The sequence below is a fragment of the Peribacillus sp. N1 genome (genome assembly GCF_054600815.1).
The window spans coordinates 702893-722903 of sequence record NZ_BAAHZO010000001.1 but is presented as its reverse complement, the minus strand read 5'-3'; the positions used below and the strand labels follow the sequence as shown (position 1 = coordinate 722903).

Below are 20011 nucleotides of genomic sequence, written 5' to 3'. Positions count from 1 at the left end.
TACGCTAGATTATATTTCTACCAATGTTTCCCTATGATAAAGAATCTCCCCATTCAGAATCGTTGATTCAACTTTCAAATCCTTGATATTTTGGGAATCCACTTTCAATATACTATCATTCAATACTACTAGATCGGCCAGCTTACCTGCCTCCAGGCTGCCTTTGACATCTTCATCGAAACTCGCAAACGCGCCATTCCAAGTGTATAGTTTAATGGCTTCCAATACGCTAATCGATTGAAGCGTACCTATTTTCGTACCTGACCTGCTTGTTCTATTAACTGCAACGTGTATGCCTAATAAAGGGTCGTGATCAGTAACCGGAGCATCGGAACCGCCTGCGGCCAAGATTCCATTATCAATAAAATCACGGGCGGCGTACATGTGGTTGACCCTATTACCGTAATGTTCAATATATATATCACCGAATTCATAAGGAAATGGGGGGTTGGGGATTGGGATGATTTCAAGTTCTTTCATCCTCATTTGTAAATCTGGAGAAGATATTCCGGCATGCTCGATCCTATGTCTATGATCTTTTCTTGGCGATTCATTCAAAGCCTTTTCCACGCAATTTAAATACATCTCTATCGCTTTGTCCCCTTGGGCATGGACTGTGATCTGATAGCCTTTTTTATGTGCTTGACCTAATACTTGATAGATTTCCTCTTCTTTATAATAAAGAATTCCGGAATAACCTGGATCACTCGAATAGGGCTTACGGGTAGCAATTGTCGGACCGGTACTGCTGCCATCCGTAAACAATTTAGCTGGTCCGATTTTGAATCTTTCGTCCCCAGTTCCGGTTATGACTCCCGAATCCACCATTTTATTTACAAATTCATGGGAATTATTCAATGAACCGACCATCGCATAGATTCGGACACGAATATCCTTATTTTTTATGGCCTGCTGCATTAAACGGAAACTTTCAGGACCATGAGCACCTGCTTCATGAATGCTTGTTATGCCTGCTGCTATGAAATGCTCAGATGCTATTTTCACTGCTTTCAACAGTTCACTCTCAGAATAACTTGCTCTGTCGGCCATTATCATATTTGCTGTTTCAATGAGTTTGCCTGTAATTCTTCCCTTCCTATCCTTTTCAATGATCCCTCCAGTTGGATTCTCTGAGTTCTCATCTATTCCGGCAATCTCTAACGCCCTGCTATTCACCACACTAATATGGCTGCATGTACGGGTTACAATAATGGGATGGTCCGTTGAAATAGCATCCAATTCCGCTATTGTAGGATAACGTTTTTCTTTCACAGCAGTCTCATTGAAGCCCCAGGCACGAATCCATTCACCTTTAGGGATTGTCGAAGCTTGCTTCTTCAGATCGACTAACAAATCTTCTACCGATTTGATATGTTCAGCTTTACAACTTACTGCCAATTGATTGACACCGTACAATATAAGATGAATATGAGAATCTATAAATCCAGGTAGTAATGACTTTCCCTGCAAATCAATCACATTTGTTTCATCACCGATAAATACCTTGATTTCCTGATTCGTTCCGACTGCCAAGATACGATCACCTTTAATAGCAAGGGCTTCTGCTACTTCATTTTTTTGATTTACGGTTATGACCTCGCCATTTATGAACACAATATCTGCTTTCAAACAACACACCCCTTCCTTATTGGTCATATTCATTACCACTTCATCATCATTTACTGCGTTCCACTTTCACATATCGGAATATTCTGTTTTTAATAGATTCATTATATCCACACCAGTTAGTGAAATCATTAGACAAATAGTCAAAAATTCCATCGTTTTTTTATACCTTTTATATAATAATGTCTTATTTCCAATGGTTTGCTGGCCCAGTCGCCTAAAGGACAAAAAAAGGATAGATAGCTGCTGATATGCCTATCTATCCCTCCATTTTTCAATTTACAACCCATTCAATCTCCCGATAATGCCAATGGTCAAATACTGTTTGTTAGCATTAAAATCCCATGTCCAGTATCGAAGGCTTAATTCACTTTTTTCCACTTTTTCAATAAACGTTTTTACCCCTATCAATGCTGCCCCGTATCCCACGTTTGAGGCCAATGCAAAGATGGCATTCAGCCCTTCATTAATGGTATCCATATACTCAGGTTCGATTTTTAAGATATCGGACCATATAATACAGAATCCTTTTTGCTTGGCAATTTTAGATATAGAGTGATTCATTGTACGAACGATTTCATCCCTTAAATCTAAAATTCCATTTTTCAGCTCTTCTGCGTCTTTATTCTGATAGTGGTTTGCATGATCAGAAAGCAGTTCCTTGGCCCAATTATAAAATAGTTGGGTATAAATGGCGGAAGTTGCCACGATATCAAAATCATTATAATAATTAGCAAAAACCCTTTCAGAAAGCTGACCTAACCGATTCTCGGTATCCCTTAAATATTGAATAATTCCCTTTGCCGTTTCACCACGATTTAGCATGGAAGATAGGTGGCGATCAAAATCCACTTTATCTAGGCCTGTTACATCGATTGCAACAAGTTGAATTTTCTCCCGGGTACGTTCAGGCAAATTCGCCGTACCCTTTTCCATACTTTCCATATCAATATCAAATAGATATATGGAGTTGCACTTAGTTGCCAGATATTCTAAATCCAAATCATCGCAATTGCCTGCACCAACGATAGCCACTTTATCAACGAACGCTTTTTTCGAAAATACGGCATCGAATAAACCTGTAACTTGTAGACGATGCTGTTTCCAACGCAACTTTCTGTATTCATCCCGATTATGATTCATTTTTCTTTGATAGGTTTCCAAGTTGATCTCCCCCTTTGGGTACTAACCATTTAAATATTGTAACAAAGTATCCCGATATTTTGGAGGTCAGGTAATTTAGATTTCGCATAGTAAAATAAGCGGTAAAAATGTTAGAATAATATGGGAATTATTGAGAAATAGCAGAGATAACAGGAGGGTGTTCCTTGAGCAAAACAAAAAAGATTTTACTGGCTTTACTAGGTGTTTTTTTAATCATCTTGTCCGGTGTGATGCTTCTTATGTTTTCATTCACACAAAGTATGAAAGCAGATCCTGATGAAGAAAAGAAAGTCCGGGATCAAGCTGAACGATATTTAGAGAAAACTTTTGATGAAGGAACCGAAATATATGATGTCTTATACGATAATATGGGAAACTGGGGCCATTTTGAATACGCAGCTAAAGTGAAACATGAAAAATACGGGACTCAATTTCTAGTTTTCTTCAATGATGAAACAGGGGAAATGGAGGATACATTCCTATCTGAAAAATGGCAAGATGATGCAGAAAAAGAAATCCGGCCTTATGTTGAAAAAGAACTGGGTGACGTGTTGATATCCAAGGAACTGGGAGATATTACAGTGAATGAAGATTGGGAGGAGATTCAAGAAGAAATAGGCGATTATAATCAATTACTCTTGGTGTTTGATGAGGGTGTCGGGAAAGAATTGAAGATTGATCCGAATATACCGGCCAGCTATAAAGATTATGATGTTTCCCCAACCATAAGGATTACCCTTTCACGTAAGAAACAGGACGCAGATGAAGACCGTTTTAACGCAGTCATCAATGCCTTAAAAAAAGATAAAGTCCTTAAACATGGAAACATGATTGTAGAATATATCAGTACTAATGGTGTGCCGCTTGAAGATGAGGAATGGAGTGAAAAATTTTAAAACAATCATATAGTTTAACAGTAAGGTAAAGAGCAGCAATCCAGCCTGCCGCTCTTTATCCTGTTTTGTTTAATGGAAAACAAACCCTTCCATATGACTTTTAGCCCTGTCAAACTATCCAATTTTTTGGTCGGAAATATTTTTGATTCTTCTGATCGTCTTTTTTTTCATGCTATTTGCCGCTAGTACACAAACCATACTGAAGATGAATAAACAAAGAAAGAAGATCCAGGCTGCACGGTAGCTTTCTGTCAAATCATAGATTACACCCGAAACGATCACACCCAATGAGCCTGCCGCCACAAAAAAAACTTGCACTATGCCAAAGATGGAGCCGAAGTCCTTCTTTCCAAAGATATCATTTGTCATGAAGGGAGGCCCAAGAGTGGATATCACAATGCTAAAGCCAAAGGCGATGGCGAATAAGAATGCGAATGCCTGTGTCTTCGCTAACAATAGCGCTGCCATAGCAATCGTCATGCAGGCGCCTACATAAATGGCGCCGCCTGCCGTACCGTACTTATCCAAAACAGCTCCTAAAATCAATTTCCCAACCGTATTTGCCAAAGATAGTATTCCAAAAATGGTGCCAGCAAAGATGGCTGGATGCCCTATATCGATCAAGTATGCCGGGATATGCATTTGCACCCCGCCAGCGACTAATGCAAAACAAACGATTCCAAGTACGAAAATCCAAAACATTGCTGTCTTCTTTGCTTCCCCCATCGTTAAGCCATTCTGTTCAGATTCCACATTAGTTTCGGCCATTTCCATTTTGTCAGAGCCCAATGGAACAAGGTCCTTTTCCGCGGGACTTTTCTTTGCAAATAGAAGAACCAAGGGTAATGTTAAGACAATTATCAGTATCCCTGCTATTACGTAGGCCGTTCTCCAACCATAATTTGAGATTAATTTTGTAATGATCGGACTGAGTACCGCTGCTCCAATTCCCGATCCCGCAAATGCCAAACCCATGGCTTTCCCTTTTTTCTCATAAAACCAATTGGTTAACATGATTGATATGGGAATATTGGAAAAGCCTGCAACACAGATGCCAATAACAAAGCCAATGATACTAAAATATACAGCTGAGTTTGCAAGAGAGTATGACATGAATCCTGCTCCGGCCATTACTACGCAAATTGACATGATCAATTTCATATTCCCTTTAGTGAGTAATTTACCCATGATCGGAGAAGCAACGGCCACTCCAAGGCCAGCAATGGAAAGTGCAATGGAAAAAGTGGTTCTGCTTATTCCTAGATCCTCTGTAACCGGGACCATGAACAAACTGTGCAGGGAATTTATTATCGAGAAACCGGCGAACATGATGAAAAAGCCACACAACACTACATACCATCCATAAAAAATGCCTTTAGAATCTTGTGCCATTTACAGTACCCCCAGTCCACTATTTACAGCAAATTCCGTGCTAATCTCATAAGAACTCATCCTATTTCCATATAAACGGTCTTTTCACGGGTATATTCAAGAATGGTATCCGTTCCAAATCCACTGCTTTTTTGGCCTCCGAATGGGAGTTCAGGCCCCACCCTGCGAAACAAGTTCACCCACACATTACCCGATTCCAGTTTGCGGACCATACGGTGTGCCCGATCCAAATTCGAGGTCCATACTCCAGCTCCTAAACCAAAATCACTGTCATTAGCTATGGTGATGGCTTCCTCTTCCGTATCAAAGGGGATAACGGTCGCTACCGGACCGAAGATTTCTTCTTGACAGATACGGAGAGAATTACTATTGACCTTGATCAATGTTGGCTCAACCCAATAGCCGTCAGCTAATTTGGGTTCATCAGGTAATAGGCTTACACCTCCATGACGGCCACCGATGATGATTTCCCCTCCTTCCTTTTGGCCTAATTCTATATATGAGAGGACTTTTTCATATTGAGCAGCGTTAGCGATCGGTCCCATTGAAATGGCTGGATTCATTGGATCACCCAGTTGAATTTGCTGTTCCATCACTTCTTTCATCCTAATGATCATTTCATCGAATATGGACCTTTGAATTAGAATCCTCGATCCGCCTACACATAGTTGGCCTGCGTTGCCGCTAAATATCCCAAAGTTTGTCACCCCTTGTGCTGCTTTTTCAAGGTTTGCATCCGCAAAGACTATGTTTGGCGATTTCCCGCCAAGTTCCAAAATCATGGGCTTAGGATTTCGTGCGGTCGATTGTGCTATCGCCCTTGCCGTTCCTCCAGAACCGGTCAGACTGATTTTGTTCACATCTGGATGGCTTACTAGAGTATCTCCCACTTCCGCTCCAGTTCCTGATACGACATTGAGGATTCCTGGCGGGAGGATTTCATTAATCAGGTCTCCGTATCGTAATGAAGCGACAGAAGCCAATTCAGATGGTTTGATAATGACAGCATTTCCTGCCGCAATCGCATAAGCGGCTTTAATGGTAAAAGTGAAAAGCGGTGAGTTCCATGGAAGGATTCCTACTACTACCCCTAGAGGTTCCCTCAATGAATAACCTACACTTGAAGGTCCCAATTGGACGGTATCTCCCTTACTTCCAATAGCTGTAGCACCTGCTGCATCATACCAAAGGCTTGCTAAACTGGGAATGAGGCCGTGGCTCGTTTCCCTGATCACCCAACCATTGTCTCTTGATTCCAACTCAGCTAGCTCTTCACCATGCTTTACGACCAAGTCACCTATTTTCCTCAGGTAAGCTGCCCGGTCCATAGCTGGTCTCGAAGACCAATCGGCAAAAGCGCTCCGGGCTGCTTCTACCGCCGCTTCAGCATCTTGGGCCATACTGCAAGGAATGGTTGCCCAAACCCTGCCTGTTGACGGATCGTAGCTCTCAATCCGCTTCCCGGAAGAAGCGGGAACCAGATCGCCATTAATCATATTCTGGTACTCTTTCACTTTATATGAAATTTCCAACCTTCATCTCCACCCTTCGGCTTAGTAAGACATGAATGTAACCCCTTCTGCTTTTCTACCAACCTAATGCCGTAGCGGCCTGTTTGTAATATTGTTCAGTGCTTCCTAAATAATTCTCATAGAACCTTGCACGCTTAACAAAAAGGTGACAATCAATTTCCTCTGTAAACCCGATTCCACCATGAATTTGAATATTGTCTGACGAAATACGTATGAATGCTTTCGTGGCAAATATTCGTGCACAGGATATGGCTTGAACTCGATCTTCTGCACCGCTTTCCAATGCCCAGTTAGCATAATAAGCTAAAGATCTGGCTGTTTCGAGATCCATTTTCATATCGACGATCCTATGTTTAATCGCTTGGAATCTCCCTATCGGCTGACCAAACTGTTCACGAATCTTCGCATACTCTGCTGCCATTTCCACCACTTTCTCCATACACCCGACTATTACTGCCGAGAGAGCCGCATTGAAAGAGAGTAATCCTTCTTGGATGGCATCCCACCCTTGATGCATCGATCCAAGTACCTGATCCATTGGAATTTCAACATCATTGAAAGCCAATGCTGCCAATTGTCGGGTTTCGTCAATGTTTTTCTGGCTTTCAAGCGTCAAATTCGTTTCATTTCGATCGACGATAAGTAATGTAATCCCTTCATTTCGGTTACCTTTGCCTGTTCGGACTAACACTATATAATGATCAGCCAACTCAGCATCGGGAACCATTGTTTTCACTCCGCTTAATATCAACTGACCGTTTAGGGATTTTGCCTCCAGGTTGATACCAGAAGGTCCGTAACTCCCACCTGGTTCTAACCAAGCTAGCGAGAATGTTTTTGTACCAGCCGAAATTTCTGCTAAATACCTACCTTTTTGTTCTTCAGTACCGAATTTCTCTAATAATGGCACAGCTAGTGCATTGGTTTCTAAGTATAAACCCGGGAATAAAGAACGGCCGGTTTCTTCAAGTACAGGTATTAAATCAAGGTGACCTAAGCCCATACCCCCGTAATCTTCCGATATATTAATGCTTGTACATCCTAATTCGGCAAGCCCCGAAAATAAGGCCCTTAGAGATCCAGTTTCACCCTCTATGTATGCACGGGCCGTTTTTGTTTGCCCGGCACCATCTAAATATTTCCGGACATATCCGCGGAACATTTCTTGTTCTTGATTTAAAGAAAAATCCACCTTCATTCCCCCTTTTCAACTTAACGTCCCATATCTTTTGGTAGACCTAGAATTCTTTCCCCAATAGTGTTCTTTTGAATTTCGCTCGTTCCACCTCCAATTGTTTGTCCAAAAGAATAAAGATAATTATCCTGCCAATATGAGTTGGAGGTGATTGCATCTTCTTTCCACAGAATACCCTTATGTCCTTGTAATGAAATGGATTGGGACAACAGCTCTTTAGTAAGTTCACTTACCATCAATTTATCCATCGAACCTTCTGCACCAGGATGACCATTTTTTAATGTCTTAGTTAAATTACGATAATAGTTCAAAAGTGAACCGCGTGAGCGAGTATATAAATCTACCATTGAATGACGAACAAGCGGATTATCCATCAATGGCTCTTCATCTTCCTTCAATTCTTTAGCTAACCCTACAAGTTCATTAAATTGTTGCTCCAATGTAAAAACTTGTGCTCCGATTCCCGTTCTTTCATGCATAAGCAATGCAATCGTAACTTTCCAGCCTTCATCTACCTCCCCAACTATTTCAGCATCGTATGCAATCGCATCATTCAGATAGACTTCATTAAAATCATGCTGACCATCCATTTGAATGATGGGCCTTGTTTCCACCCCCGTCTGATTCATATCCAATAGGAAAACCGTTATCCCTTTATGCTTTTTATCAAAACGATTCGTCCGAGCCAGTAAAAAGCATCGATCAGCTAAGTGGCCAAAGCTTGTCCAAACCTTCTGACCATTAATGATCCACCGATCTCCGTCCTTTACGGCGCTTGTTTGAATGGCGGATAAATCGGATCCAGCATTCGGTTCGGAATATCCTTGACACCATACTTCCTCCCCTGTGAGAATTTTTTGGATATATTTTGCTTTTTGTTCGTCCGTTCCAATCTGCATTAGAGTGGGTCCCACCATATGGATGCCTACATAATTCACAAGCGCCGGAGCCTTTACTCTAACCATTTCCTGTTGATAAACTATTTCCTCCATCAACGTCGCTTCTCGTCCGCCGTATTTTTTTGGCCAGGCAATCGCTGCCCAGCCACCTTCATATAATTTCCTTTGCCAATTCCTGAGGAAAACGGCATACTCTCTTTCATCTTTTGAAACATTACTGGTTCCTTCAAGCCAACCTTCAGGTAAATTTCTTTCAAGCCACGCTCTCAATTCAAGACGGAATTCTTCTTCCTTGGTTGTAAACGAAAAATCCATAGATATCTTCCTCCTTTAATGCTTGCAAATTACACTTCTATGACTGAATCCATTGCGGCAGTGACCGTTCATCCGTAATTTCCTTCCAAACCATCTTAACTGGCATACCCATTTCAATATCTTCTGGTGAACAATACAGAATATTTCCGATTAACTTGACCTGGGGCAGAGTATCTAATTCGACTATGGCAATTACAAGCGGTAAATCATCCTGGAATCCAGGTAAGAAGGGCCGATAGGAAACGATATATGAATAGACTTTACCGTTAATATCGCTGCCTTGGCTTTCCCAGCTAAGTTCCGAACTGCCACATTTTGCACAGCTCGGACCGGGAGGATGGGAATATTGATGACAGCAATTGCATTTTTGAAGAATCAGTTCATGACGATCTGCGCCATCCCAATATGGACTATTATCCTGTGTTTTTAGCGGAATAGGTTTTTGGTATTCCATTTTGTTCCCTCCTAATTTCTTAAAATCATGGCACCGGCCATATCCGGTCCAGCCCAGCCAGTACAGATTCCGATTTCACAATTTTCCACTTGCCGATCGGTTCCTTTGTATTCGTGACGAACTTGACGTACGATTTCCAATACGTTATTCATTCCATGTGTATATCCTTCCGATAGCATTCCTCCTGCTGTATTCGAAGGTAATTTCCCGCCGATCCGCAAGTTTCCTTCGGCTACAAAGTCACCGACCTCTCCGCGCGGTGCAAATCCATAAGCCTCCAACTGCCGAAGTACAACCCAGCTATAACAGTCATATATGGATGCAACGTCAATATCTTCAGGTTTTACTCCAGCCATTTTATATACTTCAGGCGCGACATAGTCAGCAGCCACTTCGGTTAAATCATTCCAATAATGTGCATGGGACACACACTGCCTAGCAGATAAACCCATGATGTATACCGGTCTGGACTTGCATCCTTCAGCACGTTCTGCTGAAGTGACAATGATTGCATTTGCTTCATCGGATTCCATGCAGAAATCATGTTTTTTAAATGGATAGCTTAAATAGGGCGTTTTAAGATATTCCTCCATCGTTAATGGTTTACCATAAAAGTATGCTTTAGGATTCCTTTGAGCATGTTCGTAAAAAGCTAAACAGACATGCCCAAGATGTTCCTCTGTCAGCCCGGTTTCATGCATATGTCGCGTCGCAAAAAGTCCGAACCACTGAGCCGGACTGCCAGCACCGTAAGGAATGATGAAGCTTCCGCCTTCTATGGCTGTTTGAAGCATATTTACATCCCATCCGCCTCCGCCCATCCTCACGCCTGAGCGTCCATTCATGGAACGATAAATCAACACCGTATTCAATTGACCTGATTCGATTAATCCAACAGCGTCAGCTATCAGCATTTCGGTACTGCTTCCCCCGCCCAAAATATCCTTAACATATTTGGGACGGACCCCTAAATATGTTGCTAATTGATGAGATGTACAAGAATCGTTTTCCGAATAGCTCATGAACCCATCAATATCTTTCGCTTGAAGCCCAGCATCATTCAATGCAGCTCGAGCAGCGTCCAACGCCAAATGTAACGGGGTTGTACCGGAATTCTTAGAACGCTCACTTTCCCCTACACCGACAATGGCATAGCGATTTTTAATGCTTTCCATAATAAACCCTCCTACTATTTGATAACTTGTAACCTTTATTTAATCCGTAAAACCACTTCACCTGAACCGACAACTTGTTCTGGTTCCTTTTCTGCAATAATGTCCAGCCTTACAAAGCGTTGACCTCTTTCTTCATACAAATTTTTAACGAAAGCAGAACACGTGATCCGATCTCCTGGTACGGTTACAGCACCAAATCTCATTTTAAAATTTGCCGGTACAGCTTGATCACCAGCCAGTTTCATTACATATTCACCGAGAAAGCCCATTACAAGCATTCCATGAGCAATCACACCCTGCATGCCAATCTCTTGTGCGAATGCATCATCGGTATGTAATGGATTAAAATCCCCTGAAGCTCCGGCATATTTAACAAGTTGTACCTTGGTTACAGGTGGCTTGAAGAGAGATTCAAGTCTTTGACCTTCATGTAAACTTTCATAGTTCAACATCCCTGATTCCTCCTGTTTTCAGTTTGCTGGAATTTGATATTGATACTTTAATGCCATTAATTATCATCATGTTTTTTCAGACAGGAGCGTGATCACTCCTAATGGGCCGATAGATGATATTTGTTCGGCTTATGACCACCATTTCACCTGACTCATCTTTCATTTCTGTATCAAGTACCAAGAACTGCATCTTACCTTTTCTTCCTTCCCGTTCGTATACATTTGATACTTTCATCTGACAATGCAATCTATCACCTGGCCTAATGGGGCGGGAATAAATAAACTCCTGTTCACCATGCAGCATTCTCTTTTGTTCGAGGCCCAAGTCAAGGCTTTCGCCGCTATCCTGACCAATGGCAATCGGGAAGGTTGGCGGTGCTATAATGCCACCATATGAAGTTTTCGCAGCATATTCTTCATCCACATATAAGGGATTAAAATCACCAATTGCCTCAGCAAATTGGCGGATATGCCTCTTTTCGACTTCAAATATAAATTCAGCTCCTGTTAATCCGGTCAAATGATCAAGTTCCATTTGCTCTCTACCCCCTAATAACGGTATTATCATCCACATTATTTTTTACAACAATCATGGCATCAGCGGCCTTGATTCCATTTTCATAGACCAGCAATGGATTAATATCCAATTCGTCAATGGAATGTTTATAATCTGTAACTATAGAGGAAACCTTTAATAACACATCAATGATGGCTTCAATATCAACCGGTGCTTTCCCGCGTGCTCCCATTAAAATGTCCTTGCCCTTGATTTCTTCAATCATTTCAAGTGCATCTTGCCTTGACAGTGGAGCAATTCTAAACGAAATATCTTTGTAGATCTCAACGAATATTCCCCCTAGACCAAACATGATAACCGGTCCAAATACAGGATCATCACTTGCACCAATAATGATTTCCACTCCATCAGGTAACATTTCCTGAACGGAAATGCCGTTTAGTGTAGCCTCAGGTTTATAATTTAGTGCATTCCGCTTAATATCTGTGAAAGCTTTTCTGACCTCAAGATCGGTCTTTACATTCAATCGAATGGCATCAGCTTCCGTCTTATGTGGTATATCCGGTGAATCGACCTTTAACACAACCGGATAACCGATACTGTTAGCGATTTGTACTGCATCGTTTTCATTTGCAGCTATAACACGCTTCGTGGTAGCAATCCTGTATCTTTCCAAAACCATACTAGCTTCGAATTCACTTAATGCAGTACCGGGCTTCAGCATGTCCTGTAAGTTTTGTTTCTCTATTTTCTTTGTACTATTGGAAACTTGATTTTCAAGATTTTTTCGATAAAATTCACTGTATTCAACTAGTTTCGCCAGCCCTCTTATCGGATTAAGGTTCCCAGGGATCACCGGTATGCCATTTTTCACGAGCTCATCGGTACCAAGGGGAAGGGTCATGCCGTCTAATGGAAAAGAGGTAATGAAAACAAATTTATCTGAGCTTGTACAAATTTCAATAAACTCTTGAAGCAAAGGGTGCTCGGCAGTCCAATTAAAGGGAAACTCAGTAAAAATGATGTTATCGACATCCGGATCTTCTACAAGTGCCCTCAATGGTGCAAGAAATAACTCAGGATTGGAAACAGATGCGGCCGCTGTTAAATCCACAGGGTTGGAAGCGCTTGCATATTCGGGTATATTACGTTTGATTTCTGTTATTGTCTTTGAGCTCAGTGGGTTGATGGTAAGTCCGTATGATTCACAGCGATCCGCTTCATTTATTCCCCTCCCGCCTGAACTGGTGATAATAACCGTATTGCGTCCATTTGGAAGCTTCTTTGATAGGAATAGCTTTGAAAAAGATATGATATCTTCATAATCATCGGCCCTTACGATGCCAGCTTGCTTAAAAAAGGCATCATATACTTGATCCGATCCCGCAAGTGAACCTGTATGTGAAGCAGCAGCTCTGCTTCCAGCCTTGCTCCTTCCGGTTTTCATGACAATTATGGGTTTATTTCTATCCAATGCCTCTTTTGCCAGGCTTCGTAATTTTTCCGGGTTTTTTGCACCTTCCAAGTAGCCGCTTATCACACTTGTTTTTGAATCATGGATCATATATTCAATGACATCCGAGAATTCAGTTTCCATTTCATTTCCTACACTCACGAAATAATTGAAACTCAATCCATTCTGAGCTGCTGCCATATAAGTCAAAACACCAAACGCACCGCTTTGGGAGACATATCCTACCCCTCTTTGGTCATTTATTGGCACTGATTGAATGGCAGGGGAAAAAGTGCCAATCAAGCCATTCGACAAATTCACTAATCCAACACAGTTGGGACCCACTATCCGTATTCCATTCTTTCTTGCAATATCTGTTAACAATTCCTGTTGCTTGATGCCTTCTTTTCCTGTTTCAGAAAAACCAGCAGCAAAAATGATGGCTGCTTTCACTTTCTTTCGTGCACATTCCTCTAATCCTTGCTGCACCTGATTCGCCCCAAGGCAAAAAATGGCTAAATCAATTTCATTCGGAACATCGGACAAAGATTCATAGCACTTAATCCCTTCAATCTCTTTTGCTTTACGGTTGATTGGGTAAATCTCCCCATTAAATTGACCATCCAAAAGGGCTTTGACCTGTAAATTCCCGATTTTGTATTCACTCTTGGAGGCACCTAGGATTGCGATGGATCTTGGATTGAATAACGGCTCAAGCGTTTCATGAGAATTGTTTGAATGTTTATTTTCTATCATGAATCTTCCCCCTACTTAAAAAAGATATCTTTGAACTAATCTTACATGGAGGGGGTTAATATTCTAGAAATTCATAGTTTGTTAAATTCATTTAAAACATTAGGAAGTTAATTATTTTTAAAAGACGAAATTTCTCATATACAGCAGGGTTAAAAGAATAGAATGGAAAATATGTGTTCTGGATGACCCCGACTTCTTACATTCATAGCCCCGACATTGGAACAAGATAAGCGCCAATGCTTTTTATGTATATGGCAACACAAACAACCCTCCTCCTGATAAAGGAATAGGGTTAATTTGTTCATGATCAATTAATATGTTCCTGTTTTTCCAGCCATTTCTTCATTTTCGTTTGAATTTTCGAGGATGGAATTTTCATCCCTCTCTCAATGTTACTGACATATGGGGCTGATATCTCCAGTTCTTCTGCTAATTGATATAAAGAGAGGTTGAGTTTTTTTCTTGTGATTCTTATTTGCTCACCAATATGATCGCTGCTCTTCAGGTTAGCCGGGTCTTGCTTTGCAAGACGATTGCCAGTGTTTGTTTTTTGTTTCTTTTCTATGGAGCGATATTGCTCTTTTATGATATCAGGCGGTTCTATTAATATCATCGAATTCAGCCAAATACTGGCCCATCCTTTATAATCGGCTATGGATTCATCCCACTTTTCATAATGCCATGATGCAATAACGCCATCATCCAGTAGAACATCCAAAGCTTTCTCGAAACGTTCCCTAGTTCGAGATGGTGTTCGGTCATTTAATTTTTCACCGATCGATTCCAATAGGGTACTGGTTTTATTCGGCTGTAAAAAGTCTCCTTTTCTTGCTTGGGTCCTCCAACGCCAGCTTAGATATCTTGTAAGCCGTTTTTCCCGAAGTTGCCTATATGGATTATATTGAAGTGCTTTTATTGAAAGTAGGGCAACTTGCCGTGCAGAACCATTAAGATATTTGGCGAAAACCTTATCGATCGTGAACGTTATCTTTTTCCTGTCTGCTTCTTCTGATATATCATATTCAACGCCATTACGATCTTTAAAGATAAAAGTCCTCCCTTGTAGTTTTGTCTGAACAGGCTTACCTTTTTCATAGATGGTAGCTTTGTTAATGTTAATCCATATGCTTTGTATATTTGTAAGCGATTTCAAAATTTGAGCACGCTGTTTTGACTCGTAACCACCTCGACGCCCAAACCCACCAAGTTTTGGCTTTAATCCTCGAATTGAAAGGAGGTCATTTAAATAAATTTCCACTGTTTCCTCATTATGAGCAGCCTTTGACAGGAAAAGGCTGCAAAGAGCATCAAAAACATCTACATCCACATCAGATAAAGAGTGGACTCGGTTCCAGGCTTCTTTCACATTCGTCTGCCCATAGGTTATATGATCGTTACCAAAAGGGATTATTTGTATGAAGCCTTCTGTATTACCCTTTAATATTGGGGTTGCAGGCCAAGGAATGTTTCCAATGATTTCGAAATTTTTTTTATAAATTGCATCTCTAACTGACTGATATGGAGCACTATTCATAACAAGCAAATGATCTTGGACGGTAAAGTTGAAAGTAAAATCCCTCATTGTGGATAATAATAAATCTGATGTCTGAAAATCCCTCTTAAAACATAGCAGGTTTTCTATCTTTTCGATCGTATTGTTTTCGATATTAAATTCACTCATGATTTTATCGATCCACTCTTTAATATATTCATTAACGATATCTGTTACTCTCGATAAAAATCCAGTGTTTTCAGTAAAATGTTTTGTGAGATGCTCGTAAAATAACTTATTTAATGCTTGATCATCAAGTCTTTCCATTTCATTAAGGCCTATTGATAAGGCTATTTCTTCAAGGACCCATTCTTTTACTAGCAGTCTAAACCAGCTGTAAAATTCCTCCCAAACCGATCTCTCTGCCAAAAAAGTTTCATTTTTTAATTTTTTTTCCATTTGGTAAATTGAATCTTCCATTAAATGTTTTTCTTTTAAAACAGCATGATTTTTTGTAGAAACCCTTTCATATTCACTTAATAGATAGAATACGACATGTTGGGCAATATGTGACAATGTTTCGTTTCTCGCCGTTAACCTCAGTTTGGCAAATAGCTCTTCATTCTCTTTATATGCTTGTTCCCAAATAACAAAACTTTTATTGTTCAATCCATCTTTAAAGGTTAGAAACCCCTTCGAATTTTTTAATTTGTGTGTTTTGAATTTATTATTGAAATCATGATATTGATTGTTTTGCTCATATATGCAAAGAACCAAAAAATTATTAATTTTGCTTGACCAACGTTTCGATAAATACTTAAGGCTCTCATTCTTTTGGTTCGGTTCCATTTTTCCACTCTGTCTATCATTGCTATTCAACATGAATACCTCCTAGTTCAAACTGCGTCTAAATACAAAGTACTCAGTGTGTTTAGATGAAAAAAAGTCGTGATATTCTAACTGCAACTAAAATATTTTTAGTTTTTTTTATATATTCCATATAAAAATGAAAAATCCTTCCATACATTATAGGTGTAACGGCCCCATTTCCTGAATAAATTTATCTAGTAAATTATATTCAATATCTTCTGAATCACCCTTGGCGAAGGATTCTGATTGGCAGCGCTATCACTTCCATTCCTGGTATAAAAATCTCAACAATTGCAGTTTTTACAAGGAATCATCCATTGTCACTAATACCCCTTAAGGTAATATATTATGTTCATAAAAAATCAATAATAGGAATTTTAACCCAGGACCTTTCCCCTTTTCTCAATCGTATAAATATTCAAAAAAATGTCGAGTTGAGTCATCACTCCTTTTACCCTTATACTAGGGAAGAAAAATCGAAGGAGGAATTACATATGAAGAAGGAAATTTCAATTATTGGTGTGCCGATGGATCTTGGTCAAACTAGAAGAGGAGTAGATATGGGGCCTAGTGCCATTAGATATGCAGGGTTGAGTGAAAGACTTGAAAACATTGGCTATACTGTCCGTGATGAAGGTGATATTAAAGTAGAAATACAGGAAAGAGCACAAAGTGATAGTGACACAAATTTAAAGAATCTGCAGGACGTAGCAGAAGGTAATGAAAAATTAAGTCAAAAAGTGGATGAAGTCATCCAAGCAAATCGTTTTCCTTTAGTTTTAGGTGGAGATCACAGCATTGCTATCGGGACATTAGCCGGTTTAGCGAAGCATTCTGAAAACTTAGGGGTAATATGGTATGATGCACATGGAGATTTAAATACTGCCGAAACATCCCCATCAGGAAACATACATGGTATGTCCCTAGCGGTAAGTTTGGGCCTTGGCCACCCTGCACTGACTAAAATTGGCGGATATTCTCCAAAAGTCAAACCAGAGAACATTGTCATCATTGGTGCCCGTTCTTTAGACCAAGGTGAAAAAGAGTTAATCAGGGAAAAAGGAATTAAAGTCTATACTATGCATGAGATTGATAGAATGGGTATGACAAAAGTGATGGAAGAATCGATTGCCTACCTGAAAGAACGTACGGACCTTGTCCATTTATCACTTGATCTTGATGGTCTTGATCCAGATGATGCACCAGGGGTAGGAACGCCTGTAATGGGAGGTATTAGTTACCGCGAAAGCCATCTTGCCATGGAAATGCTAGCTGAAGCTAATATCATTACATCAGCAGAGTTTGTTGAGATAAACCCAATATTGGACGAGCATAATAAAACGGCTGAAGTTGCTGTCGCATTAATGGGCTCATTGCTTGGGGAAAAATTATTATATGGAGCGGAAGATCATATCACTCCTGATTTATTGGCTCATGTTAAATAATCGGACTCTATGATTTTGATAGAAATATAGAGAGTTCGTTAAAGTGATGCTCCATAGGGAAAAGCCCATACTTCTTTTATGAGCTTCTTCCCATTGGCGGATGATCGACATGAATCAATTTACATCCCTAGTTTCCTGACGCTTGGCTTCTCTTTCTTTATTAAGCGGCGCTTTCGAAATTAATTCTGCATAGGTACCTATGTTCATTGAATCATGCTTCTTTAATGCAGAAGTAATCTCTTTTCGGAGGGAATTCGACATCATCTAAGAATCAAAATCAAAAGCTATTAGACTTGTAAGAACACAAATTCCCTAATAACGTCCCAACATAAATGAAACCGTTTGCACCCATCAGGTAAAGGAGTTTTTCAATGAAAACAGCAGAAAATCAACCAAATGAATTAAAACGGAGCATGAAAGCAAGACATTTATTTATGATTTCAATAGGGGGATGTATTGGTACGGGCTTTTTCATCGGTTCAGGCTATACCATTCATGAAGCAGGAGCCTTCGGTGCCATCCTCTCTTACATAGTCGGCGGCTTCATCATGTATTTAACGATGCTTTGCCTAGGTGAACTATCCGTTGCCATGCCTGTTTCCGGTTCGTTTCAGACATATGCGACTAAGTTCATCGGTCCAGGAACCGGGTTTGCCATCGGATGGCTATACTGGTTAGGTTGGGCCGTTACAGTCGCCTTAGAGTTTCTGGCAGCAGGACAGCTAATGCAAAGATGGTTTCCTGAATCACCCGTATGGATGTGGTGTGCAATCTTTGCTTTTCTCATCTTTTCACTAAACGCCTTATCAGCAAAGGCATTTGGCGAATCGGAGTTTGTTTTTTCCAGCATAAAAGTATTGGCCATCATTCTTTTCATCATCGTTGGCGGTGCTGCTATGTTTGGTATGATTGATATGAAAGGTGGACAAGAAGCTCCATTTTTCTCAAACTTTTTCGCTGAGGGTCTTTTCCCCAATGGGATATCGGCCCTGCTAATCACAATGATTACAGTGAACTTTTCCTTCCAGGGCACTGAATTAATCGGAATAGCCGCTGGAGAAAGTGAAAACCCGGAAAAGGTCATACCAAAATCCATCAAACAAACCGTTTGGAGAACCCTTTTCTTCTTTGTTCTTTCTGTCACAGTACTTTCAGCGCTGATTCCAAGGGAAAAAGCCGGTATCTCAGAAAGTCCATTCGTTGTTGTACTTGATAGTCTCGGAGTTCCGTATGCAGCTGACATCATGAACTTCATCATTCTTACAGCACTATTGTCAGTGGCGAACTCCGGTCTTTATGCTGCGACACGTATGCTCTACTCGCTTTCAAGGGAAGGTATGGCAAGTCCGAAGCTCGGTTTGGTGAATAAGAGAGGGATTCCGCTCAATGCCCTGCTCATCACCCTGGCGATTGCCGGTTTGTCTTTACTTTCAAGTGTAGTAGCTGCGGACACAATATTTGTCTTTCTTCTTTCCCTTGCAGGGTTAGGTGCACAAATTGGCTGGATTGCCATTTCGGCTAGTCTTCTTGCTTTTAGAAGATCCTATACCCGCCAAGGCGGAAAGATAGAAGATCTGAAATTTAAAGTTCCGCTATACCCATTCATCCCCATACTTGCATTAATAACAAACTGCATCGTAATGATCAGTTTAGCATTTGTTCCTGAGCAGCGAATGGCCCTTTATTGCGGGGGAGCATTCTTCATTGGATGTTATGCGGTTTATCACTTTAGAGTGAAGAAAATCAAGAAAATTGAAACTCCCAAGCAGGAAGTTGAATTAAATGCCGGTAAAAAAATGGTCATTTGATCCAGAATACCGTGGAGTATAGTTAGTGGTGAAAAGCGATCTTTGGCTTTTCAAAGAAGAAATACCCTGGATGTAATCACACCCAGGGTATTTCTTTTATATAATCACCATTCCCTGCATAGCTAGTCAATTGTAAACCGCTGTAAGAACTCTTCCTTTTCCCTTCCAGCTTTTTTAGTTCCACAAACTATACCCTGACTATAATAATGCGCATATAATAGGAAGTTAAATTTCCAGCTCCATCTAGGCAATAAAAACAAATATCAAAACAAAAAAAATCATCTTAATCGATGATTTTATATTGTGCAAATTCCTTTAATTTAGGCAGGATTGGCTCTAAAATTTCCTTGGCTATGTAATCGGTATCCAATCCAATGAAGCGTTCACTTTCCATGTCGACCGATCTCGCATTTTCCGGGTCATCACAAAAAATGAACGATATGATTCCGTTCTCTTCCGTCATATCTACATACTTAAATGTAATGTCATGTTTCGTAAGACAACTTTCAAACGCAATGCACAATTCATCTATATTTGATTGACTAATAGATGTGAATTTCATATTGATCA

General features: G+C 40.4%; 16 protein-coding genes. 3 read left to right on the top strand and 13 right to left on the bottom strand.

Features of this window, described 5'->3' with window-relative positions; all coding sequences use genetic code 11:
- Positions 1 to 9: 9 nt before the first annotated feature.
- Both ACYP5M_RS03415 and ACYP5M_RS03410 read right to left on the bottom strand, forming a co-directional pair.
- A complete protein-coding gene (locus ACYP5M_RS03415) occupies positions 10 to 1629 on the bottom strand; it encodes an amidohydrolase (RefSeq protein WP_459734643.1) in 1620 nt (539 codons plus the stop codon).
- Between the two features lie 276 nt (positions 1630 to 1905).
- Positions 1906 to 2790 carry a hypothetical protein gene (locus tag ACYP5M_RS03410; protein WP_459734642.1) on the bottom strand — a complete coding sequence of 295 codons (885 nt, stop codon included), beginning with the start codon at positions 2788 to 2790 and terminating at the stop codon, positions 1906 to 1908.
- Positions 2791 to 2954: 164 nt separating this feature from the next.
- Between ACYP5M_RS03410 and ACYP5M_RS03405 the strand changes: the two genes are divergently transcribed.
- Positions 2955 to 3686 (top strand): hypothetical protein, encoded by a 732-nt coding sequence (locus tag ACYP5M_RS03405; RefSeq protein WP_459734641.1) that lies wholly within the window; start codon positions 2955 to 2957, stop codon positions 3684 to 3686.
- A gap of 114 nt (positions 3687 to 3800) precedes the next feature.
- Here the strand turns inward: ACYP5M_RS03405 and ACYP5M_RS03400 are convergent, their stop codons facing one another.
- The 10 genes from ACYP5M_RS03400 to ACYP5M_RS03355 form a co-directional block, all read right to left on the bottom strand.
- Positions 3801 to 5078 (bottom strand): MFS transporter, encoded by a 1278-nt coding sequence (locus ACYP5M_RS03400; protein ID WP_459734640.1) that lies wholly within the window; start codon positions 5076 to 5078, stop codon positions 3801 to 3803.
- 56 nt (positions 5079 to 5134) lie between these two features.
- Positions 5135 to 6610, bottom strand: coding sequence for an aldehyde dehydrogenase family protein (locus ACYP5M_RS03395; protein ID WP_260357605.1), 1476 nt, complete (start codon positions 6608 to 6610; stop codon positions 5135 to 5137).
- A 55-nt stretch (positions 6611 to 6665) separates the two neighbouring features.
- Positions 6666 to 7808: an acyl-CoA dehydrogenase family protein gene (locus ACYP5M_RS03390; protein ID WP_427671462.1), complete on the bottom strand. Its 1143-nt coding sequence runs from the start codon at positions 7806 to 7808 to the stop codon at positions 6666 to 6668.
- A 14-nt stretch (positions 7809 to 7822) separates the two neighbouring features.
- Positions 7823 to 9019, bottom strand: coding sequence for an acyl-CoA dehydrogenase family protein (locus ACYP5M_RS03385; RefSeq protein ID WP_459734639.1), 1197 nt, complete (start codon positions 9017 to 9019; stop codon positions 7823 to 7825).
- A gap of 37 nt (positions 9020 to 9056) precedes the next feature.
- Positions 9057 to 9473 (bottom strand): Zn-ribbon domain-containing OB-fold protein, encoded by a 417-nt coding sequence (locus ACYP5M_RS03380; protein ID WP_459734638.1) that lies wholly within the window; start codon positions 9471 to 9473, stop codon positions 9057 to 9059.
- Positions 9474 to 9484: 11 nt separating this feature from the next.
- Positions 9485 to 10648 carry a thiolase C-terminal domain-containing protein gene (locus ACYP5M_RS03375; protein WP_063593502.1) on the bottom strand — a complete coding sequence of 388 codons (1164 nt, stop codon included), beginning with the start codon at positions 10646 to 10648 and terminating at the stop codon, positions 9485 to 9487.
- A 35-nt stretch (positions 10649 to 10683) separates the two neighbouring features.
- Complete coding sequence (locus ACYP5M_RS03370; RefSeq protein WP_101222084.1) at positions 10684 to 11100, bottom strand: MaoC/PaaZ C-terminal domain-containing protein; 417 nt, start codon at positions 11098 to 11100, stop codon at positions 10684 to 10686.
- A gap of 76 nt (positions 11101 to 11176) precedes the next feature.
- Positions 11177 to 11635, bottom strand: a complete 459-nt coding sequence (locus ACYP5M_RS03365) for a MaoC family dehydratase N-terminal domain-containing protein (protein WP_063593500.1) — start codon at positions 11633 to 11635, stop codon at positions 11177 to 11179.
- A gap of 7 nt (positions 11636 to 11642) precedes the next feature.
- The gene (locus tag ACYP5M_RS03360; protein ID WP_459734637.1) at positions 11643 to 13826 is read right to left on the bottom strand and encodes an acetate--CoA ligase family protein; all 2184 of its coding nucleotides are present in this window, start codon (positions 13824 to 13826) and stop codon (positions 11643 to 11645) included.
- A gap of 307 nt (positions 13827 to 14133) precedes the next feature.
- Positions 14134 to 16200 carry a helix-turn-helix domain-containing protein gene (locus ACYP5M_RS03355; protein WP_459734636.1) on the bottom strand — a complete coding sequence of 689 codons (2067 nt, stop codon included), beginning with the start codon at positions 16198 to 16200 and terminating at the stop codon, positions 14134 to 14136.
- Between the two features lie 482 nt (positions 16201 to 16682).
- On the opposite strand from ACYP5M_RS03355, the gene rocF reads away from it, so the two are divergent.
- Both rocF and ACYP5M_RS03345 read left to right on the top strand, forming a co-directional pair.
- On the top strand, positions 16683 to 17633 hold the full coding sequence (gene rocF, locus ACYP5M_RS03350) for an arginase (RefSeq protein ID WP_101222081.1): 951 nt from the start codon (positions 16683 to 16685) through the stop codon (positions 17631 to 17633).
- Positions 17634 to 18004: 371 nt separating this feature from the next.
- Positions 18005 to 19441: an amino acid permease gene (locus ACYP5M_RS03345; RefSeq protein WP_096339573.1), complete on the top strand. Its 1437-nt coding sequence runs from the start codon at positions 18005 to 18007 to the stop codon at positions 19439 to 19441.
- A gap of 283 nt (positions 19442 to 19724) precedes the next feature.
- Here the strand turns inward: ACYP5M_RS03345 and ACYP5M_RS03340 are convergent, their stop codons facing one another.
- On the bottom strand, positions 19725 to 20003 hold the full coding sequence (locus ACYP5M_RS03340) for a hypothetical protein (RefSeq protein WP_157830982.1): 279 nt from the start codon (positions 20001 to 20003) through the stop codon (positions 19725 to 19727).
- Positions 20004 to 20011 lie beyond the last annotated feature (8 nt).